Origin of the sequence: Paenibacillus mendelii, from assembly GCF_024498075.1 — a bacterium.
GTDB lineage: Bacteria > Bacillota > Bacilli > Paenibacillales > Paenibacillaceae > Paenibacillus_Z > Paenibacillus_Z mendelii.
Genome location: NZ_JANHOF010000027.1, coordinates 25,361 through 47,774 on the forward strand (window position 1 = coordinate 25,361; position 22,414 = coordinate 47,774).

At 45.1% G+C, this 22,414-nt stretch carries 21 protein-coding genes and 1 pseudogene; 17 read left to right on the plus strand and 5 right to left on the minus strand.

Annotation, left to right across the window (positions count from 1 at the left end):
- Positions 1-16: 16 nt before the first annotated feature.
- From NNL21_RS34210 to hcp, 3 genes are all read left to right on the plus strand, one after another.
- Complete coding sequence (locus tag NNL21_RS34210) at positions 17-1,099, plus strand: VanZ family protein (protein WP_204822303.1); 1,083 nt, start codon at positions 17-19, stop codon at positions 1,097-1,099.
- Between the two features lie 98 nt (positions 1,100-1,197).
- Positions 1,198-2,139, plus strand: a complete 942-nt coding sequence (locus NNL21_RS34215) for a hypothetical protein (RefSeq protein ID WP_204822304.1) — start codon at positions 1,198-1,200, stop codon at positions 2,137-2,139.
- Positions 2,140-2,267: 128 nt separating this feature from the next.
- Positions 2,268-3,560, plus strand: coding sequence for a hydroxylamine reductase (hcp, locus tag NNL21_RS34220; protein WP_204822305.1), 1,293 nt, complete (start codon positions 2,268-2,270; stop codon positions 3,558-3,560).
- Between the two features lie 205 nt (positions 3,561-3,765).
- Here hcp and NNL21_RS34225 read toward each other — a convergent pair whose 3' ends face one another.
- Positions 3,766-4,995 (minus strand): cytochrome P450, encoded by a 1,230-nt coding sequence (locus NNL21_RS34225; protein WP_204822306.1) that lies wholly within the window; start codon positions 4,993-4,995, stop codon positions 3,766-3,768.
- Positions 4,996-5,202: 207 nt separating this feature from the next.
- Between NNL21_RS34225 and NNL21_RS34230 the strand changes: the two genes are divergently transcribed.
- Positions 5,203-5,715, plus strand: coding sequence for a PadR family transcriptional regulator (locus NNL21_RS34230; RefSeq protein WP_204822307.1), 513 nt, complete (start codon positions 5,203-5,205; stop codon positions 5,713-5,715).
- A gap of 237 nt (positions 5,716-5,952) precedes the next feature.
- Here NNL21_RS34230 and NNL21_RS34235 read toward each other — a convergent pair whose 3' ends face one another.
- Positions 5,953-6,510, minus strand: coding sequence for an SDR family NAD(P)-dependent oxidoreductase (locus NNL21_RS34235; protein WP_256555671.1), 558 nt, complete (start codon positions 6,508-6,510; stop codon positions 5,953-5,955).
- Between the two features lie 275 nt (positions 6,511-6,785).
- On the opposite strand from NNL21_RS34235, the gene NNL21_RS34240 reads away from it, so the two are divergent.
- The 4 genes from NNL21_RS34240 (at position 6,786) to NNL21_RS34255 (ending at position 9,811) form a co-directional block, all read left to right on the plus strand.
- Positions 6,786-7,388, plus strand: coding sequence for a TetR family transcriptional regulator (locus NNL21_RS34240; RefSeq protein WP_204822308.1), 603 nt, complete (start codon positions 6,786-6,788; stop codon positions 7,386-7,388).
- Positions 7,389-7,393: 5 nt separating this feature from the next.
- Entirely contained in the window at positions 7,394-8,338 is a 945-nt protein-coding gene (locus NNL21_RS34245) for a Gmad2 immunoglobulin-like domain-containing protein (RefSeq protein WP_204822309.1), read from the plus strand.
- A 524-nt stretch (positions 8,339-8,862) separates the two neighbouring features.
- Positions 8,863-9,210, plus strand: coding sequence for an ArsR/SmtB family transcription factor (locus NNL21_RS34250; RefSeq protein WP_373567634.1), 348 nt, complete (start codon positions 8,863-8,865; stop codon positions 9,208-9,210).
- Between the two features lie 82 nt (positions 9,211-9,292).
- Positions 9,293-9,811, plus strand: coding sequence for an SRPBCC family protein (locus NNL21_RS34255; protein ID WP_204822311.1), 519 nt, complete (start codon positions 9,293-9,295; stop codon positions 9,809-9,811).
- A gap of 132 nt (positions 9,812-9,943) precedes the next feature.
- On the opposite strand, the gene NNL21_RS34260 is transcribed toward NNL21_RS34255, so the two are convergent.
- Complete coding sequence (locus NNL21_RS34260; RefSeq protein WP_204822312.1) at positions 9,944-10,555, minus strand: TetR/AcrR family transcriptional regulator; 612 nt, start codon at positions 10,553-10,555, stop codon at positions 9,944-9,946.
- 223 nt (positions 10,556-10,778) lie between these two features.
- Between NNL21_RS34260 and NNL21_RS34265 the strand changes: the two genes are divergently transcribed.
- From NNL21_RS34265 to NNL21_RS34275, 3 genes are all read left to right on the plus strand, one after another.
- Positions 10,779-12,269: a DHA2 family efflux MFS transporter permease subunit gene (locus tag NNL21_RS34265; protein WP_204822348.1), complete on the plus strand. Its 1,491-nt coding sequence runs from the start codon at positions 10,779-10,781 to the stop codon at positions 12,267-12,269.
- A gap of 376 nt (positions 12,270-12,645) precedes the next feature.
- Entirely contained in the window at positions 12,646-13,077 is a 432-nt protein-coding gene (locus tag NNL21_RS34270) for a pentapeptide repeat-containing protein (RefSeq protein WP_204822313.1), read from the plus strand.
- Positions 13,078-13,293: 216 nt separating this feature from the next.
- Complete coding sequence (locus NNL21_RS34275; RefSeq protein ID WP_204822314.1) at positions 13,294-14,496, plus strand: macrolide family glycosyltransferase; 1,203 nt, start codon at positions 13,294-13,296, stop codon at positions 14,494-14,496.
- 66 nt (positions 14,497-14,562) lie between these two features.
- Here NNL21_RS34275 and NNL21_RS34280 read toward each other — a convergent pair whose 3' ends face one another.
- Complete coding sequence (locus tag NNL21_RS34280; RefSeq protein ID WP_204822349.1) at positions 14,563-15,036, minus strand: GNAT family N-acetyltransferase; 474 nt, start codon at positions 15,034-15,036, stop codon at positions 14,563-14,565.
- 388 nt (positions 15,037-15,424) lie between these two features.
- Here NNL21_RS34280 and NNL21_RS34285 point away from each other — a divergent pair, with 388 nt between their 5' ends.
- The 5 genes and pseudogenes from NNL21_RS34285 to NNL21_RS34305 all read left to right on the plus strand — a co-directional run bounded on the left by NNL21_RS34285 (position 15,425) and on the right by NNL21_RS34305 (position 19,938).
- A complete protein-coding gene (locus NNL21_RS34285) occupies positions 15,425-16,054 on the plus strand; it encodes a class I SAM-dependent methyltransferase (protein WP_204822315.1) in 630 nt (209 codons plus the stop codon).
- A gap of 197 nt (positions 16,055-16,251) precedes the next feature.
- Positions 16,252-17,058: pseudogene (locus NNL21_RS34290) on the plus strand (DJ-1/PfpI family protein); the annotation flags it as partial.
- Between the two features lie 12 nt (positions 17,059-17,070).
- Positions 17,071-17,721, plus strand: coding sequence for a DUF2306 domain-containing protein (locus NNL21_RS34295; protein WP_204822316.1), 651 nt, complete (start codon positions 17,071-17,073; stop codon positions 17,719-17,721).
- A gap of 426 nt (positions 17,722-18,147) precedes the next feature.
- On the plus strand, positions 18,148-18,420 hold the full coding sequence (locus NNL21_RS34300) for a DUF1292 domain-containing protein (protein WP_256555673.1): 273 nt from the start codon (positions 18,148-18,150) through the stop codon (positions 18,418-18,420).
- Between the two features lie 489 nt (positions 18,421-18,909).
- Positions 18,910-19,938, plus strand: coding sequence for a stalk domain-containing protein (locus NNL21_RS34305; RefSeq protein WP_204822318.1), 1,029 nt, complete (start codon positions 18,910-18,912; stop codon positions 19,936-19,938).
- A gap of 108 nt (positions 19,939-20,046) precedes the next feature.
- Here the strand turns inward: NNL21_RS34305 and NNL21_RS34310 are convergent, their stop codons facing one another.
- Positions 20,047-21,549: a glycoside hydrolase family 32 protein gene (locus NNL21_RS34310; protein WP_204822319.1), complete on the minus strand. Its 1,503-nt coding sequence runs from the start codon at positions 21,547-21,549 to the stop codon at positions 20,047-20,049.
- A gap of 227 nt (positions 21,550-21,776) precedes the next feature.
- On the opposite strand from NNL21_RS34310, the gene NNL21_RS34315 reads away from it, so the two are divergent.
- Positions 21,777-22,388 carry a hypothetical protein gene (locus NNL21_RS34315; protein WP_204822320.1) on the plus strand — a complete coding sequence of 204 codons (612 nt, stop codon included), beginning with the start codon at positions 21,777-21,779 and terminating at the stop codon, positions 22,386-22,388.
- Positions 22,389-22,414 lie beyond the last annotated feature (26 nt).

Genomic DNA, 22,414 nt, shown 5'->3' on the forward strand with positions numbered 1-22,414 from the left:
GTGGCAGGTGAGCTTGATGCTTCAATCGTATTTATTTCCGATTTCAATCGCGTTCCTGACTTTTCCGGTCGCGGCTCTGTTCTTTACATTGCCCTTCTTGATCGTTCAATACCGTAAGCATGGATACATTAATAAGTATCGGGCTATCCTGCTCTATTTGTTTCTTTTATATATGATGAACGCATTATATCTTGTGATTCTTCCGCTTCCGGCAACAATACACAACAAGCCTCTCCATGTTTCGTCCTATATGCAGTTGATCCCCTTCCATTTCATTCAGGATATTATACGGGAAACCAATGTTATGATCGATCGTCCCGCTACGTATATTCGATTGCTTAAGGAACGGGCCTTCTTGCAAGTCATGTTTAATGTTATGCTTCTGGTGCCGTTCGGCGTCTTCTTGCGTTATTACTTTCAGGTAACATGGGTAAAATGTCTCTTTGCCTCCCTGGGTTTGTCGCTTTTCTTTGAAATAACGCAGGTGACGGGCATTTTTGGTATATACGATTATCCTTATCGATTATTAGACGTGGATGATCTGATAACCAATACAGCCGGCGGCATGACCGGTTTTATGGCAAGTGAATGGATTTCAAGACATCTGCCCCGCGTAGACAAACTGGATGAGAATTTGGATCTAACGAAGAAAAGGGTGTCTTATACCCGCCGGGCATTGGCTTTTCTCATTGATTGGTTCATTTTACTGCCGATTCTGATCGTACTTATACTATTGAACTCTCCGTACCCTTATGTGTCGATTATCGTCATCTACTTCTTCGGTATCACGTATGTAACCAATGGTCTCACTGCCGGTAAATGGGTCGTCCGCATACGGTTGAAGGGAAGCAGCGAGCGCATCAAATTAAGCGAGCTCGTCACACGATACGGACTTCTTTATCTTCTTGTGGGAGGAATGAATATCTTCTACATCTGGGCCGGGATAAACCAGCTTTCACCCCTTTTCCTGATCGTGCTCACGTTGGGCATGTTTGGTTTCAATTTGATGAGTGCCATTCATCTGCTACGTTGTGTATTTAATCCGAAGCGGACTTTGTTTTACGAAGCGAAGAGCGGGACATCTCATGTTATTATCTAACGACTGGAATGGAACAGATTGCACGAGCATCTGAAGTCGATCCGGAAGTGCGGTTAATTCGGAAATCTACAGGCATCAAGGAACGGAGAATAAGGAGTGTGAATTCAGTGGACCTTTTGCCATCAGCAGAGCTTGAAAGAATATTGAAAAAACTAGGGAAATCTGATTTGATAACCCTCCTGACTGAACAAATCTCGGGAAGCGATTTAAATACGCTTCTTTTGAAGCTGTTTCAAGAAAAGGTTCATAAGTCTTCTCCGGGTGACCTGCTGAAAAGATACAGAGAAAATCGTTTTGTACAACCGGCAGCGGTGGATGCGCTTCAGCTCAAACAACTGGAGATGGACGTCCTGAAGATTGCAAGGAATCATGGCGTTTCTCCTATTCAATTGTCGCCTGTCGCACCTCTAGGCAGCACCTCCGTAGTGGGTACAGTTGATCAAAATAAGGTCATATCCGCATTAAGAGGAACGGAAGTTGTATCCGATGCAACCAATCTCTTAGCCTTGCATATCAGTGATTTAATCAAGAAAAATAAGAATAAGAGAGAAGAATTTATTCGCTTCTGTACGACTCATAGACATGTCCGCGCGCAATTTTTTGGAGATACCCCGGGGATGCTGCCGCATTTCCATTTGTTTTGTATGGTGACTTCGGGAATAGACCGAGGTTCCTACAGCTTCGAGAAACAATCGTTTTGGGAACATATACAGGTTTACCGAAGCATCTTCAAGACTCTTTTCGAATCTGAAATCGAGTTGATTGTTAGCGAACGTGACGGGTACAAAGATCCTGCAGGACTGTTGTCCAGGATTATAGAACATGGGGCTGAGAACTCCATGAATGTGTCGATACGTACAGGTGAGCCCAATAAGGAAAACCAGTATTACAAAGGACTCCAATTTACCATTAAGACGGTTATCGACGGAAAGGAATATTACATTGGTGATGGCGGTTTTGTAGATTGGACACAAACCATGCTGGGAAACAAGAAAGAGCGGCTATTCATCAGCGCAATCGGACTGGATAGACTTATTTAACGAGCAAGCGCGGCAGCCGCTCCAATTATTGAACTAGTCCTGTGAGATTCATCACATAAGCCTCCTTCCGATTCTGATAAGCTAATCGTAGTAGCAATAATAGCGAATCAACGAATGGAGGATGGATCATGTTCTGTTACCAGTGTGAACAAACATCTAAGGGCGGCTGCAAGATTATCGGGGTGTGCGGTAAAGACGAGACGATCGCAAGCCTGCAGGATACGATCATTTTTGCATTGAAGGGAATTGCCGCTTATGCAACGCATGCCCGGCAGCTTGGTTATTCCGACCCGGAAGTTGATCGAATCACGCACGAAGCACTTTATCTGACATTGACCAACTCCAATTTCAATCTGCAGGAGCACCTGGATATGGCCATGAAGGTCGGCAATGCCGCAGTGCGGATCATGGATGTGCTCGATCGTGCGCATACGACGCACTTTGGTATTCCGCAGCCGGTAACGGTGCCGCAGAATAAGATCGAGGGCAAATGCATCGTCGTAACGGGGCATAATCTGTTTGCGCTGGAAGAGCTGCTGAAGCAGACGGAAGGCAAAGGCATCCATATCTATACCCACTCCGAAATGCTGCCGGCCCACGGGTATCCGAAGCTGAAGCAATATGCACACTTGAAAGGAAACATCGGGAAAGCCTGGTACGACCAGCGCCGGCTGTTCGAGCAGTTCCCGGGGGCGATTCTGGCGACGACCAACTGCGTTATGCCGATCCGGGGCACGTATGCGGATCGATTCTTCTCCTATGAAGTAGCCGGACTTGAGAACGTCACGAAAATCGTCGGCGAGGATTTCTCGCCGTTGATCGAGCGGGCACTCGAGCTGCCGGAGGCGGATATTGACTCCGAGCAGGTGCTCACCACCGGCTATCACCACGAAACCGTCATTGGGCTTGCGCCGGAAATCATTCAAGCGGTCAAAGATGGCCTGATCATGCGCTTCTTCGTCATCGCCGGCTGCGATGCTCCGGGTAAGGGCGGCGAATATTACCGTGAGCTGGCGACCTCGCTTCCGAACGATACGGTCATTCTGACGACGTCCTGCGGCAAGTTCCGCTTTAATGATGTGGATTACGGTACGGTTGCCGGCACGGATATCCCGAGGTATATCGATTTGGGCCAATGCAATAACTCCGGATCCACGGTCAAAATCGCGCTGGCGCTCGCCGATGCCTTTGGCTGCAGTGTTAACGAACTACCGGTCAGCATCGTGCTGTCGTGGTTCGAACAGAAGGCCGTCGCTATTCTGTTAGGCTTGTTCAGCCTCGGAATTCAGGATATCCGGATCGGCCCGAAGGCGCCGGAGTTCATTAACGAAGGTGTCATGAACGTACTCGTTGAGAAATTCGGCCTGAAGCTGATCGGCGATGCGCAAGAAGACATGAAAGACATGCTTTCGCTGAACTAATCTGGTCATTGACGTGATCCAGACGATGATCCCCTGTTTCGGCAACTGCGTGCTGAAACGGGGGCGTATCCGGCAGCGAAACGGGATGGAATAATAATGGAGTAAATGAGGCTGCCAGGGTGAACTGGCAGCCTCAATACGTTAACGGGAAGTTTACACGAACGAGGATTTGTTCTTGTAGTGATTAATATATCACATTGAAAAGTTACCGGTGAACTTGGACAGGCAGGCAGGTCAGCGTTTGTCCGGCCGCAGACGGAGTCAGGTTATCTTCCAGTCTGAAGCCGGGAACAGGTTCGATTCGAGGGAAGCGATCCATAAACATGCTTATACCCATGTTTGCCTCTAGTCGGGCTAATGGAGCACCCAAACAGAAGTGAGGACCATTTCCGAACGTTAAATGCTTTTTGTTGTTGTGTCGATGGATACTCAAGGTGAAAGGGTCTTCAAATACCTCTTCATCCATATTGGCTGCACTCATCCATGCGACTACGACGTCGCCTATTTTTAATTCAACGCCAAGCAGATTATTGTCTTTTTTTACGGTCCGATCCATTTTTGCAATGTTAAACCGATAGCGGAGCATTTCTTCTACCGTATTAGGAAGCAGCTCCCGGTTAGCCTGAACCTCCGCGTAAATCTGGTCGTTATCGTATAAGAACGAGTAGAATGTACTGGATAATAGATGACTCGTCGTTTCAATACCGGCACCGAGAATAAACATCGTCGTTCTGACAATCTCATCATCCGATAATTTGTCCCCGTCAACCTCTACCCGAATCAGGTCTGAGATGATATCGTCGGCCAAATTCAACCGTTTCTGTACAATGTGAGGATAAAGGTAGTTGTAGTATTCCTTGGCGGCGTGTCGTTTCCGTTCATTGACGTCTTCCGCGTTATTCTTGGGCAGCGGAAGAAATAAATCGTCTACCCATCCTTTAAACAAAAGCCGGTCCTGAGAAGGAACGCCCAGCAGGTCGGCTATGACGATCGTGGGCAGAGCGCCGGCAAAGTCCTTGACGATATCGATGACGGAAGCGTTTCCGATATCATGTAGAAGCTGGTTGATAATCTCTTGAATGCGCGGTTCCCACAGTCTTAAGCTGCGCGGAGTAAATGCGGCGGAGATCAGGGAACGGCTTTTTAGGTGTTCCGGTGGATCGGATGCAAGATTAATTTTGCTCATATGTTGGCCTTCCTCGTTATCGGCACCAACGCTAATGGTCGTACGCTTCCTTACGTTGGAGAAATGCTCATGATCGCTTAGCACTCTTTTGACATCATGATAACGGAATACATTCCAGGTATTGGTTGCTTTATTGTAACTGACAGGCTCATTCTGCAATTTGTGCTTATACCAGGCATACGGGTTGAATTCTTCGATTGGCGATTGAAATTGAGTAATTTCTTCTAAGGAAATGATTTCATTGTTCATAACTTTCCCTCCAATTCAAAGTTGTATTAGATTAACATATGTTAATTTAACATAAAAAGTGGATTGGAGACACTTTCCAATGACCTATGTCCAAAGATATAGCTGCAGCGCCCATTCTTGTAGGAAGTTGGTTGAAGAGATAACCTGGAGTTGTTATGCTAGGAATTCAGGAGAGACAAAAATAGACGACGAGAGGGCAGAGGGTTCATGTATATCGATCTACTCATTCTACTTCAGATTGAGAAAGCCCCAAAACATGGTTATGAGATAAAAAAAGAAATACAAAAGGAACTCGGTTATATGATGGATGTCAATCACAATCTATTATATCCGACGCTGCGCCGGTTCACAGAAGAAGGGGTTATTACTAAAAAAAAGAATGAGCAGGAAGGTAAACCGAATCAGTATGTGTATGAAATAACAGAAGCAGGGGAAAAGAAAATTGTTAATCTTATTAATGAATTCACCGAGAAAGACGCAAAGCATCAAATTGATTTTATGATTCGAGTATCGCTATTTGATCATATATCCCAGCATAGTCGGCTTCGTATATTGAACATGAGAAAAATAGATCTTGAAGGCCTGTTAGTCGATATTGAGAAGAGACAGGAAAACTGCGCTAATGACATATACCGAAGAGAAGTTCTCCAATACTCGATGTCTCAGGCGAGGGGAGAACTTATTTGGATCGATGAGCTAATCCGGAAGACAGAAGGTTAGATATGTTAGGGTAGCAACTGGCTAGAAGTACGAAGTTATTTTCTGAGTGAGTTGAAGTAGAACACGGGACACGATAGCCTAATAAGAACAGAAGGAACAGCCGCGGCTGTTCCTTTATTTGTAGTGGGGCAAACCGATGTATCGCCGCACTTCATATTACAATCCGTCATAACAAAAAATGCAAAGGCAGCCAGCTCAAATGGCTGCTTTGCTCAATGAAAGGGCAACGCTCTAATATTAATTTGACAATGTAGTGGGATCAATCCCTTTCGGGAATGTTTCTTCAAAGCGATTCTTCTCCTCGTATATGTTATACCATGCTTCTGCAATGACATCGGGATCTCCTGCTGTACCTGCTTGTATGAAAGTTCCGATTGAAAGATGTCCTACAAATATCCCTTTTTCTTGCAGCTCATTATGCAGGTTTGTCGCATAGTTACGAAGACCGGACATCACGATTCCACCATTCCCGACACTAGGCAAAGGGAACATGGAAGATAAGCCTGTTGTAAACAGAATCGCCCCTGAACCATTGTTTAGCATGCCTGGCAATACTTCATTGACAGATAGAACCGCAGGAAGCAAATAGCTGTTGACTTGTTCCATGACGCTCTCAGGTGTTGTTTCTAAGACGTTTGTGAATGTAGTCCATCCCGCATAAGGGCTAAATTCGAGTACATCAATATGGCCAAAATCTTTTTTAACAGCCAGTAAAGCTTGTTTTAATGCGGTCGAATCAGTAACATCCGCGACATAAGACCGTGCCTCAATATTCAGCGTTATTAGCTCATTCACGATAATTTCCAATTTCCCAGGGTTACGAGAAAATCACAGCTACCTTAAATCCGTTCTCCCCGAACTTTTTCGCGAGAGACAATCCTAATCCAGGTCCTGCACCAATTATTGCAATGGTTTTCATCTTAATTTAGCCCCTTATTTGTGGTATAGTTTAAAGCAACATATGTTGTTTTAATAAGCATAAAACCAATAAGGAAGCAGAGCAACCAACAATGTTCAAAGAATGTTGCTATAGCAACAATATGAAAGAATTGTCAGGTGGGGAGAAGGAAATGGGGACAAAAGTAAGGAACATACGAATGACACCGACAAAGCAATCATTGATTCATGCCTTTGTTAACTTAGTGAATATTAAGGATTTCGACAAAATATCAATAGCAGATATCACAACTGGAGCTCAGGTGAATCGTGCTACTTTTTATGCACATTTCAATGACAAGTACGAATTGTTGGATTACATGATTAATGATTCTGCTTCTGCTGTGATTGAAAAACGCACATTAGGAGTGGTGAAGTTCGATGAGAACAACATCATTCAACTCGTTCTAGCTGTATGCGACTTTCATCAACAGCCGAATATTCAATGTCGCCGCAGCTACTTAAGCCTCGCACCTCTATTGAAAGAAAAAATGTTAACTGAGTTGAAAAAATATTTGCTGCGAAGTTTAGATAAGCTATTAACAGATGCAGAGAAGAGTTTTTACGTATCGATTTATGCCAATATCATACACGAGGCTGGCTATTTATGGGCCTCTGGGAATACACCGTTTGACAAAGATGAACTAGCCAAGAAAGCCTCGTTATTAATAGCAGGAGATCAGCGATTTTTTGAAACCTTTGAGAATCATATTGCGTCTGATTTTCAAAGGAGTTGAGAAGCATGAGAAAACAACAATGGTTTCTTTATCTCGCTTTGATTTGTAGTGCTTTGCTATTGGCATCTTGCGGCCAGCGAAGCAATTCTGGGGACATAACAAGTCCGGTAACCGAACAGGAGACGAAAGCGGTCAAGGTAATTGACAAGGGGAACATTATACACAAGGAAGGGAACCGTTGGTTAATCACAGCTTATGTTGAAAAGAATGGCGATCCCTATATCGATGCCTATTGGTTCACGGTGAACGAGCAGACGGTGCTGCAAAACAGCGGCGGCCAGGATGTTCAGCCCGAGAAAGTGGCAATCGGCACACAAGTGGAAGCATGGCATTCAGGGGCAGTCCAAGAATCGTACCCGGCACAAACCACTGCCGCTAAACTCATCATGCAAGATATTTCGCAGGAGGCGCCGGCAGATATGATCGGCCAAGCGGATGCCGTCCAAGCCGCACTTCAATCGCAATCCGGGGCGACCTCCGCAAAGGCTGTCAAATTAGCCTCACTAGATGAGGAGAACGGTTATTGGAATATAGAACTCGTCCGGCACGAAACCATCAATCAATCAGTTGCCATCAAAATTGACGCCCGCTCCGGACAAATCATCCCGGCACCCGTGGCGGAAAATGATGCTTTCCGCGTATTTTCACCACAGTCTGGGACAGAAGCCGGCCCTACCTTCACAGTCGAGGGAGAAGCTCGCGTATTCGAAGCCGCCTTTAGCTGGACGTTGGAAGACGGACACACCATACTAGCCGAAGGGCACGAGATGGCTGAGGCGGGGGCGCCGGAATGGGGCCGTTTCCGCTTCGACGTCAGTTATGACAAAGCTTCGCAGTCTAATTTAATGCTAATCCTATTCATTCATAGCCCTAAGGATGGAAGCGTCGAGCATGAGCTGATCATTCCGCTGAAGGCTCCCCAGGATCGCGTCAAAGCCACAGTTGAGTGACCTTATTCCAGCTCCGCACAAGTAACATTCCAATCCTAAAGAATTAGGGTCAAGGCTTTAAACAGTCGGTGGAATTCTAATTCGATCACCGGATACTTCGTACGATTAGGTCAGCCAGAGGTCTCTGGTTGGCCTATTTTTATAACGATATTAGGATGGCGGTGGCAAGGAGAACATGCGGATCCTACCCCCACTTATCTTACAGGCCGATAATATAAATTTAAAGCTTGAAAGTGACGCAGCGTCATTTTGTATAATTGATGAGTAACCCTTACTCAAGGGGGATAAATCACGAAGGGGATGCTGGCTGTGAAAAAAGGAGATATCCTCATATATGGATGTGTGATTGTCGGAGCAGGATCTAACCTTACTTTCTCCTGCCGACGGAATTAAATCCAAGAAACGAAACTTATTTTAAATATTCCTTTACAGGAATATTCCCACTATGGTATATTGATTTCAGGAAGAGAATACACACGCCAAACACTAACGAAGGACGCATACAACTACAAGCAAGTGAACGGATGATGACCATGAATATTAACGTCATGAGTGCCTTGGCAGAGCCTAACCGCATGCAGATTGTTGAGCTTTTGCGCGAACGTCCGCTCACCGTAGGGGAAATCGCTGAACGGCTGCAGCTGCGCCAGCCTCAAGCATCCAAGCATTTGCGTGTTCTAAGTGAGTCTGGCATCGTGGAGGCACAGGTGGATGCGAATCGCCGAATCTACAGGCTGCGTCCGGAACCATTCCGGGAGCTGGACGATTGGCTAAAGAGCTACCGCGACATCTGGGAGGAGCGGTTCGACCGCCTGGATGACTATTTGCAGAAGCTGCAGAACAAGGAAATACGAACAGAGCAGCATGACTGAGCTTAGGATCATGGATGAGTGATGTAAACGATTTGGCAGGACGATAGGTACGGTAGGAACAAATTCGAGGAGGAAGATGAAAATGACAAATCAAATGCTATCCAAGGTAGAGGGAAATGTTCTTATTCTGGAGCGTGAATTCAAAGCTCCTCGCGAGCTGGTGTTCCAGGCCTTCACGCAGGCGGAGCATCTGAAGCATTGGTGGGGACCAAGAGGCTGGACGCTTCCGGTTTGCCATCTTGATTTCCGCGTAGGCGGGGTTTGGCATTATTGCATGAAGTGCGAGGACAAGAACCTAGGCGATTTCTATGGCATGGAATCATGGGGCAAAGGTGTGTACCGTGAAATCGTCGAGCCGGAGAAGATTGTATATGTGGATTATTTCTCCGATGCAGAGGGCAACGTGGCGGATAATATGCCGGCAACGGACGTGACGCTGACCTTCATCGAGACGGATAGCGGTACAAAGATCATTAACCGCGCGGAATATGCCTCGGCTGAAGGACTGAAGCAGGTCATGGATATGGGGATGCTGGAGGGCATCACCGAAACCTGGAACAGACTGGTGGAGCATCTGGAGTCGATTCAGAAGAACGGGTAAGGGTAGAGCGGCGGCAGAATCGCGAAGCTGCAAGCATCAAGGAACTGAGAAAAAGGTCAATCCTCTTCGGGGGATTGATCTTTTTCTCCATGAGGGCTGCCGCGGCCCCTATCTACACTATATTAGATGGAATCATTCCGGATCCATGAGCTCGTTCGTATTTTGATGCAAACGGAATAGAAGAGAAAGCTGCTTGGCGAGAAAAAGCGGCGTGTAGGGTAAATCATTGCGAAGCCAGCAGACAATTGTACCGATGAAGGCCGAGGACCCGTACCAGATTGCAATATCTCTCGGAACGATCACAGCCGAGTCAGACGAGGAAGCGTCCCGCTGCTCGGCTCTGTTCGTGATGAGATCAACAATCAGCTTCGTAAGGCGATCATTGAATACCGGTATGCGTTTGGACGAGAGCAGCACCTTGTAAAAATTCGAATTTTCCGCAATATGCTCCAGCATCTTGACCAGTATGGACCAATCCGTTTCCTTAGTACGGGACTGATCCGGAACATCCCCCAAGGCAGCATGAATCTCATTAATCATATCATCCGCCATTCTTTCCAGCATATCCGGAATATCCCGATAATGAAGATAGAAGGTGACACGATTGATGGTTGCGCGTTCCGCAATACGGTTCACGGTTATTTTCTCGAGCTCCATCTCCTGAAGCAAATCGATTAATGCTACTCGAATCAATAGACGCGTACGAAGCACACGTGGATCCGTACGCGGTGATGTTGTTGACATGGTACTCATTTCCTCCCCCTATATTGATTGCACTTCAATTTCATCCTAATTCGTAAATAATGTTTCCGTTGTACGACACAATAAGCAAAAATGTCTACTAACATACATTTTTCAAAAAGGTGTAGCTTGTGATGTATTAGTGAGTTGACTATAATCTTTACATTGAGTTTATTATACTACAAAGTGTTTATTAGTTTCACGAAATTTGAAAGGATTGAGCATGATGAGTACAATTTCATCTTTTGACAGTAGTTCCATTAAGAAAGGTCCCCTGTTGTTTGTTATGATTCTAGGGGCGTTCATCGCCGTTTTGAATCAGACGATTATGAGCGTTGCGACGCCGGAGCTGATGGTCGACTTTGGCATTGCAGCGTCTACGGCTCAATGGCTGACTACGGGCTATATGTTGGTAAACGGGGTTCTTATTCCGATCACCGCTTATCTCATGCAGCGCTTTACGACCCGCGAGCTTTTTCAAGCTTCCATGGTTATTTTTCTAGGCGGAACAGTTGTTTCGGCTTTGGCGGATAACTTCGAGCTTCTGCTGGTAGGCCGCCTGATTCAAGCAGCCGGAGCGGGTATTATTATGCCGCTGCTGATGACTGTCGTCCTGACCATTTTCCCTCCCGACAAGCGAGGGGCCGCAATGGGGATGGTCGGTTTCGCCATAATTTTTGCTCCCGCTATTGGGCCAACGCTCGCCGGTTATATCATGGAGCATTATTCCTGGCGTACGATGTTTTATGGAATGATACCATTCGTCGTTATTGTTATTGCGATTGCCTTTATGTATTTGAAAAACGTCTCCGAACGCAGCTACCCTAAGTTCGACGCGTGGAGCGTCATTCTTTCGACGATCGGATTCGGCGCAATCCTCTACGGTTTCAGCAGCGCGGGAGGCAAAGGCTGGTCGAGCGCGGAAGTGCTAGTATCCATTGCCGCGGGAGTTGTCTCCCTGATCCTGTTCTCCTGGCGTCAATTGGTCTCCAAGAGCCCGCTTCTTGATCTCAGGGCGTTCAAATACAGCATGTTCTCCCTGACGACCATTATTAATATTGTGGTTACGATGGTCATGTATGCGGATATGATGCTTCTCCCTTTGTATTTGCAGAATGCGCGTGGATATACTGCTATAGAGTCTGGACTGCTGATGCTTCCTGGTGCGCTTCTTATGGGATTTATGATGCCGGTAACCGGAAAGCTGTTCGACAAGTTTGGAGCAAAGTGGCTGTCTATTATCGGTTTGGTCATCACGATCTTGACGACGATCGGTTTCGTCAATCTAACCGATTCCACGAGTTATACGTATTTGGTTCTGATGTCAACGGGACGACGCTTCGGTATGGCCATGTTTCTGATGCCGATCACGACGGCGGGACTGAACCAACTGCCCGCAAGACTGAATGCGCACGGTACGGCCATCTCCAACACCATTAAACAGGTGGCCGGCGGGATAGGTACCGCTCTGCTTGTCACGGTTATGACGACCAGTACCAAGACTCATCTTCAGGATATGGTTACTGCAGGCGGATCAGGGAATCTGTCCAAGGAGCAAATGATGACAGAGGCGACGATTCAAGGTATTAACGATGCGTATCTTGTCATTATTGGAATCGGACTTATCGGTCTGCTGCTCTCCTTCTTCATTAAGCGTACGGGGCAAGCCAAGGAAACCGGAGTCGCCTTGAGCCGGGAGACAGCTGCTGAAGCATAGGAAGAGGATGGGATGCAACACAATGCGAAAGAGTTTCCTGCTTCGTAAAGCTGGAGAAACTCTTTCGTTTCGCCTTACAGATGATACCGCTGAATCCTCATATGTTCATACAGGCGTTCCCAGCATGCGTTTCATATGTGTGCTCGGGAACGTCTTTTTTCGCATTCAACAGCTTCTCCTAACCGCATTTTCTATGCGTGTTCGAGATCACTGGATGCGCTAGGCGGACAATTCCCTTGGCTTACGAAAATGCCATCTGTTGCATCATTATTATCCATAATGTGGTAATATATGGTATAGTTCGATGTTTGCTAGTGAACAGAGATTTAAATCGGTGAGTCACCAAAATCAATATATAACGGAGGCATGGATGATCATGAATATCCCAAATGAAAAGCTTTATACAGGAGACCTAGCAAACTCGATTTTTGAAAATGCTAACCTGAATGAAACAACGATTAAATTTGCAAACATGCAAAAGGCACAGATCATTCATGTGGATCTAACGGGTTCTACGATCCGGGCAAGCAATTTATCAGATATGCAGGTTGAAGGAAATGCATGGTGGGACATGAATATGGTGGACTGTGATGTGTTTGGATTAACTTTTGGCGAGGGTACCTTTAAGGATTTGACCATCACGAATTCGAATTTGGTCAATGTCGAGTTAGACAATTGCAATATTGAAGGATTACGCATAAACGGCGTCTCTATTAAAGAACTGATTGAAAACCACCCTGATTATAAGATGAACACTGCAATTCAATGCCGGTCATATGACAGCAATCGAAAAAGAGTAACGGAATAGAAGCGGGAATGTTCTTAGAAGGGGCTGCCTTACTGCTAGCCGCACTAATAATGCGAATCATTGCTCTTTGACAGTCGGGTCGTCGGCTGTCTTTTTCACATTAACGGGCGTACCATAATTTTATGGGGATATGTACATTTGATTTGAATGAAGTTTTGAGAATTTCAAGTCTTATACTATGATTTTAGAGAACAGTATACCTAAGGAGTGGTAGCAATGGCGCGTGTTTTATTTATTAATGGTGGATCAGAGGGACATATCAATCCAACTATTAGAGTTGTGCAGGAGCTTATTTCGCGTGGAGAAGAGGTCGTGTACTTTACTATAGAAGCTTTTAGGGAGCGCATTGAGAAGACGGGAGCTTCAGTACGAACATTTGACGATCACAAATTTATAAAAGCCTTTATCTCAGGTGGAAGAGATTATTTACTCGAAAGAATCAACGGTCTGTTACTTACGGCAGATATCGTCATACCAAGCGTTCTTGATCAGATCAAAGGAGAGCATTTTGATTACATCATCCATGATTCTATGTTTGGTTGTGGACGTCTACTTGCTCAAATTCTCAAGCTTCCTGCAATCAACTCTTGTACTTCTTTTGCGCAGACAAAAGAATCATTCGATAAAATATTGGAACAATTTTCTATAGAAGTCCCAACAGAAATAGTTAAACCGATATACGATAAATTTCAAAGTCTGACGGTAATGGTGAAGGAAAAATATGATGTGGAGATCCATTCACCGTACGAAGTGTTTTGTAATCCTGCACCACTTACAATCGTTTATACAACAAGGGAGTTTCAACCTTATGGAGAAGCATTCGACCAAACTTATAAATTTGTAGGTCCATCCATCTCTTCACGATGCACTCAGGAAAACTTCGATCTTACTGCAATCAAGGGGAAAAACCCAATTTACATTTCACTGGGTACGGTCTTTAATCAAGCAATTGATTTCTATCAAATATGTTTTGAGGCATTTGGGAAAACGGATCATACTATTGTTATGTCTGTAGGGAATAACACCCAAATTTCTGAATTAGGGGAAATTCCTAAAAACTTCTTCGTGAAAAATTATGTTCCACAAACGGATGTACTGCAATACACGAAATTATTTATTACACATGGTGGAATGAACAGTACCCATGAAGGTCTCTATTACGGGGTTCCGCTAATTGTAATCCCACAAAGCGCGGATCAGCCGATAATTGCAGGGCAAGTCGCCAATATCGGAGCAGGCATTACATTACAAATGCGAAGCTTGACAGCAAATCAACTACGTGAAGCCGTAGATCATGTGTTAAGCCACTCGTCTTACAAGAAAGCTGTTGCAAATATTAGGGAATCCTTTCGAAAATCAGGTGGGTATCATCAAGCTGTTGATGAGATTTTCGAATTTAAAAGTCAATATCATAACTAAGTTAATAGGTTGTCACCGCCGTTACAAGGTCGGTTGTTCGCGTTTGGAAAATAGGTTAAACCAGGTTCAATCAATTGCCTTAACAAACAATACCCTATCTTGATTTATACCATCATAGTCAGAAAAAACGGATACTCCATCTACCTCTTTGTCACCATTTTCGATCATAAATCCCATCTTGGTATGATAAGCGATTGAAACCTTGTTGGATGGTGAAGTTACTGCACGTACAATATTTCGATTATTCTTCTTAACCACGTTGAAAAATTCATTATACAGACGCTTCCCAACATGATGTTCACGGTACTCAGGGTGAACGCCAACAAAATGTATGTAGGCAACGTTCGAATTTGATTGAGACAAAAAACCAACTAAAAAGCCGACTGTTACACCATCTTTTTCAGCAATGAAACTTGTATCGTGAAAATGAACAAAAAATAACTTAGGCAACATGTCCGACATTTGTCTGCCGCCCCACCATTCATTTATCAAAGGCGATATAACGCTAAAATCGGAACTTTTCACATTGCGTATTTTCACATTTAACACCCTTTCACAGTTTATTATGAAATTTTTATGATAAGAGGAACCTCTAACGATCATTAGCTTCATATAGTCGTATTGTACCGTTGTCTTGGAAATGTTTTCAATGAGTTGATTTTGCTTGTCCTGTACCTTAAACTTCATAGTAGAGCGACCTCCTGATGGGCTTTTTGAGGCAATGACCTCGTGCGTAACCCCATCGTACAGAGGCGCTCGTTTTTGTTCAAAACGCCAAATTATTCATTTTACAGGAATATCATTTCAGCCGCAGCCTCGGCAGGAAGTATTCTTGCCAATATCCATAAAAAGATTAGGTATTAGTCGCCCGAATGTAATATAGAAGAAGTGGATTGGGGAATCCTAATTTATTCAAGGAGATGGAGATATGACGGAATTCTGGGAATCAAGTTTTATAGAAAAACAAACGATGTGGGGATTTGAACCTACAGACTCCGCAATCGTAACAAAGGACTTTTTCCTTGAAAGGAATGTTAAGGACATACTGGTACCAGGTATTGGATATGGCAGAAATGCAAAGGTTTTTATTGACAATGGAATAAATGTAACAGGTATTGAGATTTCAAAAACAGCGATTGATTTGGCGAGGCAAAACGGGCTTGATGTTAGTATTTTTCATGGTTCAGTAACTGACATGCCTTTTGATAACAAACTCTATGACGGTATATTTTGCCATGCACTTATTCACTTATTGAATAATCGTGAGAGAGATAAGTTTATTAAAGATTGTTATAATCAGTTAAAGCCAAATGGATATATGATTTTTACAACGGTTTCGAAAAAAGCCCCAATGTTTGGAAAGGGCAAACAATTGGATAAAGACTATTTCGAGATAATGGAAGGCATAAAAATGTTTTTTTATGATTCTGACTCCATAAAACAAGAATTTGAAAAATATGGGCTGGTAGAGTTTTCAGAAATTGACGAGCCAAGTAAGGACATGAAAAATAAACCTCCCATAAAATTTATAATTGTAAAATGTAAGAAAAAAATATAAAGATAATCAGATAGCTTAATAAAGACACGGCGGCAGCTGGTCAGACGATTCGGCCGCCTTTCCATAGGAGAATAAGTAACCAACAGATCACAAGGAGCAGTTTAGGCAACTGCTCCTTGTTTTTATTGTGCTACAGTTTTTTGCAACTATCATGCTTGTACGTTCGTTCTGATCATTAATGGGGGTGGCAAAATGAACCTGGCGCATCCGGTGAGGTGGAAGGAGACGGCCCGAATTCCATTCCTGCCATTCTGACCCGAGCCATGAACACGGAATTGACGGGAATGCTTAAACAAGCGCTTGAGCGTTCGGATACCGTAGTTGCCACCGTCTGCGGGGGTTCTCTGGTACTGGCCATGGGAGGGCTGCTGGAAGGAAGGCTGGCGGTGACAAACCGCTTAGGGATGGATCTGCTTGGGGCGACGGGGGCCATCCCTGTTATGGCTCGTGTAGTCGACGACGGAAACCTCGTTACCGGAGGCGGTGTAACCTCAGGGCTCGATGTCGCGATCCATCTGGTGGAGCGTGAGCTCGGGCCGCGTATTGCGCATGCGGTAGAGCAATTGTTCGAATTTGAACGAAGAGGAACGGTCTGGCGTAACACCGGTATTACCCCGGTCGTGTATCAGGGGGCGGCGGTCAGTATCCCGAATACCGCGACGGTTCTTGACGGCCTTCAAGGCACATCGGTGAATGTCACGCTGGGGTCGGCCTTCGACGGGGATTGGGATACGACGATCGCTACTCCGGTTGGAAAGCTGGCGGTTAAGCTTCACATCGCAACCGTTAATGGCATCATTCAAGGTACGGCAGCACAAGGGGAAGAGGTTAGTGCATTTATCGATCCTGAACTTCAAGGCAACAGGCTTCGCTGGTCGCTACGAATTACGAAGCCGATGCGTCTGAATCTGAAATTTGAAGCTGCTGTTGATGGTAACCAGATGATCGGTATCGCCAAAGCCGGCGTATTGCCGGCCTCCAAATTAACAGGGAAGCGGATATAAGCGGGGTAACCGATGGAGAAACGACAATCCTTCTACAAGCTGATCGCGTGCGTCAGTCTGATTTACATTTTGTATGCCTTGGTTAACAATTACATTATAGATCCTGGAGCCGAGGCGTTTCTAAGCTATAAAACGGATCTCAAGCATGAGCTTAAGACCCGGGTCTGGATAACGGTCATGTACATTCATGTGGGATTTGCCTGCGTTGCCATGGCAGCGGGGCTCATCAATTTCTCTGCTCGCAGCTATGAGAAGCACCGCCGTTTTCATCGAGTGAATGGCTACGTGTATATAACATCCGTGCTTGTTGTAGTGCTGACCTCCGGATACATGGCGCCTTACGCCACGGGAGGGAAAATAAACAGCATGGGCTTCAATCTGCTTAATATTCTTTGGCTCGTCTTGACGACGACAGCTCTTGTCCACATCTATAAGCAACGGATACTCCAGCACCGTCGGTGGATGGTCCGGAGCTATACCTTTTGCTATTCGAATATGCTGATCCATCTGTTCACCTTCATACTTCACCAGATGATCGGCGTCGCTTACATAACCAGCTACACGATTGGACTATATGGCTCGATTGTAATACTGTTGGTTGCTCCGGAAGTGTTTTTTCGAGTGGAGAAGTATGTTGGGGTATCTCTCCATAAAAGAAAATAGCAGCGGCCGCCATTATTCAAATAGGACTGGTGTGCGCAACAAATCCCAAACTTTGCGTGAAGATACAAATAAAAAAATGGAGTTTACAAGAAGCTATTTTATAAAGGGGAGCTTGTGCGGCAGATAGAAGAGGATTATGAGGATCATGTCCACCGTGAAGGATGGAGAGTTGATCTTCATACCCAACGGCGGTCAGATGCTCCGGGTGTTGAACACCTCTAGTCTTACGATGTTCGAAATCCTCCTTGTAAAAGAATTCGCATAAGGCATAGGCTTCAATGGCAGTTCCGTTCATCTAAAAATGGAGTTATAACAATTTCCAAAATGGTTATCATTTTCTTGACTTACATGTAATGAATTTTTTTTAATCTTTGTGGAAAAATATATAAGAATAATATGTCTTACAACCAAGGAGGGCTAAATGTGATGATGGAAAACGGTGATGTTCTCACGTTGGTGGACGATGAGGGTTCTGAACAAGAGGTCGAGGTGTTGGGTTCTCTAGATTTGGAGAACCAACATTATATAGCAGTTGCATACTTGGACGAGCTTGAGCTTGAGGATGGGGAGAAGGAAAAAGAAGATCTAAATATATTCTTTCTGCAAGTCAATGAGAGTGATGAGCTTTCGGTGATCGAAAATGATGAAGAATTTGAAAAAGTTTCTTCGGCTTTTGAAGCAGCTTTAGAGCAAAGATAAGGGAAGAATATTTTCGTGGATTACGAATATGCAAGTCCAAAAAACACTAAGATGAGTTTACTTGTATATTGTGGTGACAGAGAACGATAGTGTAATGATAACAGGCTGCCGATAATATCGGCAGCCTGTTCCAGTTTAAAAGTATTCCTTTAATTCCTGCCCGTTGCAGCGCGTCTCCGTCTATGTCATAAATTAATCGCACATTGTGAAGGTTTGAAAATAGGCATAAGCTTCCTCCGTTACATTTGATCACGAAGCTAGTCATAAGTCTTAGATACTTTTCCTCCTTCCTTTTTAATACCCTTAACCGTCAGCACACAGCCTTGAATGTATGCCAAAAGAAAGTACAGATCAAGTAGTATCGATCCATGTTGAAGATAAACCGTAAAAAATACACCTATTCTGAGACGTTAACTCCCCTTATAACTCCTGTTACCAACGAATGAATAAATAGAAAGGTATATTCGTACATGGGGGTCTGACGCTGAAATGAGAAAACGTAGCTGTGTTATTTTACTGTGCTTGCTTGCCTTTGGTTTACTAACGAATCATGTATTTGCCGCTGAGCCCACAAATGAAAATAAGCTCGTTCCTGAAGAAGGGGAGTATGGATTTTTTGTTTTTGAAATCGGCAGTCCAACGATGATTTTCAATGGGAAGACAGAGGAAATTGATCCTGATTTTAAAACAGCGCCGCTGCTGATAAAAGGGACTACCTTACTGCCTATAAGAATCATTATTGAAAAGCTGGGGGGTACCTTGAAGTGGGACGAAGCTATGAATACTATTGACATCAAGTACAACGGAAAAAGCATAACTCTACAAATCGGCCATAAAACGGCCCTTGTGGATAACGAAGAAAAAATGCTTCATGTAGAAGCGGTCATCTTGAAGAACAGAACAATGATACCGCTGCGGTTTGTGGCTGAAAGCCTCGGTCTGAAGGTTTATTGGCACGGGGATCATAAAATATCTATAAGCACAAACGCCTTGAAGGATACGTTTTCCTCTGATCGTTTCAGCACAGAGGATTTGTCCATATATGATGCGGTCTTGAAAAAGCAAATTCGTCTTGGCATGGCGAAAAAAGAGATCGATAATTGGTTTGGATTTCAGCCGGAAAAGGATTACATGGGCACATATAATTATGAGGGTCTCGAAGTGTATTACAGGGATGGCAAAGCAGCGGGGCTAATGGTCAGCTCGGGAAATAACTTATCTACAAGGTTTTCTACGGTCCGAAATGTTAACCTGCTCACCACCAAGAAAGAGGTCCAGCAAAAATATGGGGTGAGTGTTGAAAAGGACAGTGGGGACAGTGATCTATATGCCACCTTCATCTTTTTGAAAGAGGATCAAGGCGTTGACGGCTCATTAGTCAAGCTGGAATCCTTGCCTTTGCCTAATGAGCCGATGAAGAACAAGTATTATATATCGTTTTTGTTCAACGGCAACAAGCAAAAAACGATCTCGCACCTACTTATTAGCGACTTTGAGTTTGCCATGTATTCGAAGTAGTATAAATAAAGAACGAGGCGTTGTGAATTGAATATAGACAAAGACAATCATTCTCTATGTCTGAGATGATTGTCTTTTTAAGACGTCAAATCCTCAAGCTAAAATCCATTACAGCGTGACGCGCTTCAGCTTCCATACATCCAATTGCTTGAGCTTGACGGTACCCTTCGAGGCATACACATCCAGGCCTTGACTGTTCGGGTGGGGGTAGATCCGATTCGAGCTGACAAGCCGCCCTTCATTCATGAAGATCTCCACGGAAGAGCGGTCCATAATAATGTGCAGCTTAATCCGACCACCCGACATCGGAAGCAATGAACATGATTTGCTCCCCGTGAAGCCACTTCCCGACTTGTCACGATTGAAGGTCAAGGTTTCCGTCTCGCTGCTGTAGGTGATAATTGTTTCCTGGTCATGTAGCTCGGAACGGCGCAATGAAATCGAGAACTCGGCATCTGGTTCCGCATCGCCTAGCTCGAATTCGGCGATGATCTCAAGGCAATCGCCGACGATATCTCCCCAAGCTCCACGTATCCCTTCCTGAAGGTTTACCTCTTCGAAATGCTGATGTCCCTCACGCAATTGCTGCAGCTCCGGTGCCGGTGTGAACTGGACGCTCCCATCGGGGAGTAAGGTCATGATTCGCGGCACGGTCAACGAGCCGAACCAGTTGCTGACCGCTTCAATGCGCGGTGCGGCATGCCAGTCCATCCAGCCGATCAATATGCGCCGGCCTAGACCGTCGTGGAATGTTTGGGCAGCGTAGAAGTCTAACCCGCAATCCGTCTCGCCTACGAATGTGCTGTTGAATTTACCTTGCTCATAGTTCAATGACCCGACCATATACAGGTTCTTACCACCTGTAATGGCTTCATTCTCGATGATAAGCGAGGAGGTGAGGAATACATGTGTATCCCGCTCGAATGGGAACATGTCCGGACACTCCCATACCTGTCCCATGGATCCGTCGCTTTCCGCCGCTACCCCGATGTAATCCCATTGACGCAGATTCTCGGAACGGTACATGAGCGTCTTTCCGTAGCCGAATTTGGAACTTCCGACAACCATGTACCACGTATCTTCATGTCTCCATACCTTCGGATCGCGAAAATCCGCCAATGATCCATCCTCGGGAGGATCGCTTATGACCGGATTGTTCTCATACTTATGAAATACAATACCATCCTCGCTGAACGCTAGATTTTGCATCTGAATGGCCGTCCGGTCTCCTTCCCGCTCAATATAACCGGTATAGATCAGCGTCAGTATACCGTTATCGTCAACCGCGCTCCCCGAGTAACAGCCGTTCCGGTCATATGACTGGCTTGGCGCTATTGCCACCGGAAGGTATTCCCAATGTACCAAGTCTTTGCTCTTTACATGCCCCCATACCTTCTCGCCATCGTGGACGCTGAACGGAAGGTGCTGGAAGAAGGCGTGGTATTCACCCTTGTAGTAGACAAGCCCATTGGGATCATTCATAAAATAAGCCTGTGGCATGATGTGAAAGCCTTGGCGGTAATAATCCTTGGATACGCTTTCATGTGCTTGCGCAGCAGAAGCGGTCGCTTGCTGGATCAGGATCTGGTGCTGCCTATCGTGTTCGTTCATCGAATCACCCATCTCATTGGAATTGAGTTTCAAAGCTAGTTTACGGTATTTTGTGGATATACGCTACGATTGTCTTCATAGCGCCGCACAGGAATATGAGGATCGGCCTACGCTTGAGGGGGGTCATAGGAAAATGCAGCGTAAACGGGCACGGCTCTGCAACAATACAAGGCTAGATTCGTCTAGTTAGATGTGGGAATTCCCTCCAAACTGATGAGGTGATGATAATGTGGAAGAGAACAACAACGGTTATACTAGGTTTTCTGCTCGTGTTCGGTATGTGGGTTGCGGTCGTGCCTGTAACTGTCCATGCATGCTCTTGCGCACAAGTCCCAAACATAGAAGACCAGTTGAATCGAAAAACGGCCATCTTTACGGGGAAAGTAGTGAGCTTGACCAAACCTGTTCAAGGGGAGATACAGTCTTCCGCAGATCCTGTTGAAGCTCAATTCGAAGTGAAAACGGTATGGAAAGGTGAAGTGGGTTCTCAGACAGCGGTTTACACCGCATTGAGTTCGGTAAGTTGTGGATATGAGGGATTCGAAGTGAATAAGGAATACATCGTTTATGCTTATGGTGGTCCCGATCGGCTCGAAACCGGGTTCTGTGAAGGAACGAAGACCCTTACATCCGCGCAAAATGATCTTAAAGCATTAGGAACAGGATATGAACCCGCTAAGATCAACGCTAAGATAATGATTCCTCAAGAGGCGCCGTTAGAACTATCAACGATGGATACAGAACCAGATAACCGATTGGCATCAAACGGCATCGTTCTTGCAATTTCTCTATCCTTGTTAATCTTGCTGGTTATCTTCATAAGAAGGCGAGCCCGATGATAGCAGCTGTAGACCCTTTATACATT

Excerpts from the sequence above, each read along its gene's own strand:
- NNL21_RS34270 (WP_204822313.1), top strand. The coding sequence starts at position 12,646 with ATGAATATCCCAAATGAAAAGCTTTATACAGGAGACCTAGCAAACTCG.
- NNL21_RS34230 (WP_204822307.1), top strand. The coding sequence starts at position 5,203 with ATGTATATCGATCTACTCATTCTACTTCAGATTGAGAAAGCCCCAAAA.
- hcp (WP_204822305.1), top strand. The coding sequence starts at position 2,268 with ATGTTCTGTTACCAGTGTGAACAAACATCTAAGGGCGGCTGCAAGATT.
- NNL21_RS34305 (WP_204822318.1), top strand. The coding sequence starts at position 18,910 with ATGAGAAAACGTAGCTGTGTTATTTTACTGTGCTTGCTTGCCTTTGGT.
- NNL21_RS34300 (WP_256555673.1), top strand. The coding sequence starts at position 18,148 with ATGATGGAAAACGGTGATGTTCTCACGTTGGTGGACGATGAGGGTTCT.
- NNL21_RS34310 (WP_204822319.1), bottom strand. The coding sequence starts at position 21,549 with ATGAACGAACACGATAGGCAGCACCAGATCCTGATCCAGCAAGCGACC.
- NNL21_RS34255 (WP_204822311.1), top strand. The coding sequence starts at position 9,293 with ATGACAAATCAAATGCTATCCAAGGTAGAGGGAAATGTTCTTATTCTG.
- NNL21_RS34250 (WP_373567634.1), top strand. The coding sequence starts at position 8,863 with ATGATGACCATGAATATTAACGTCATGAGTGCCTTGGCAGAGCCTAAC.
- NNL21_RS34240 (WP_204822308.1), top strand. The coding sequence starts at position 6,786 with ATGGGGACAAAAGTAAGGAACATACGAATGACACCGACAAAGCAATCA.
- NNL21_RS34315 (WP_204822320.1), top strand. The coding sequence starts at position 21,777 with ATGTGGAAGAGAACAACAACGGTTATACTAGGTTTTCTGCTCGTGTTC.
- NNL21_RS34285 (WP_204822315.1), top strand. The coding sequence starts at position 15,425 with ATGACGGAATTCTGGGAATCAAGTTTTATAGAAAAACAAACGATGTGG.
- NNL21_RS34295 (WP_204822316.1), top strand. The coding sequence starts at position 17,071 with ATGGAGAAACGACAATCCTTCTACAAGCTGATCGCGTGCGTCAGTCTG.
- NNL21_RS34260 (WP_204822312.1), bottom strand. The coding sequence starts at position 10,555 with ATGTCAACAACATCACCGCGTACGGATCCACGTGTGCTTCGTACGCGT.
- NNL21_RS34225 (WP_204822306.1), bottom strand. The coding sequence starts at position 4,995 with ATGAACAATGAAATCATTTCCTTAGAAGAAATTACTCAATTTCAATCG.
- NNL21_RS34275 (WP_204822314.1), top strand. The coding sequence starts at position 13,294 with ATGGCGCGTGTTTTATTTATTAATGGTGGATCAGAGGGACATATCAAT.
- NNL21_RS34265 (WP_204822348.1), top strand. The coding sequence starts at position 10,779 with ATGAGTACAATTTCATCTTTTGACAGTAGTTCCATTAAGAAAGGTCCC.
- NNL21_RS34245 (WP_204822309.1), top strand. The coding sequence starts at position 7,394 with ATGAGAAAACAACAATGGTTTCTTTATCTCGCTTTGATTTGTAGTGCT.
- NNL21_RS34210 (WP_204822303.1), top strand. The coding sequence starts at position 17 with ATGCTTCAATCGTATTTATTTCCGATTTCAATCGCGTTCCTGACTTTT.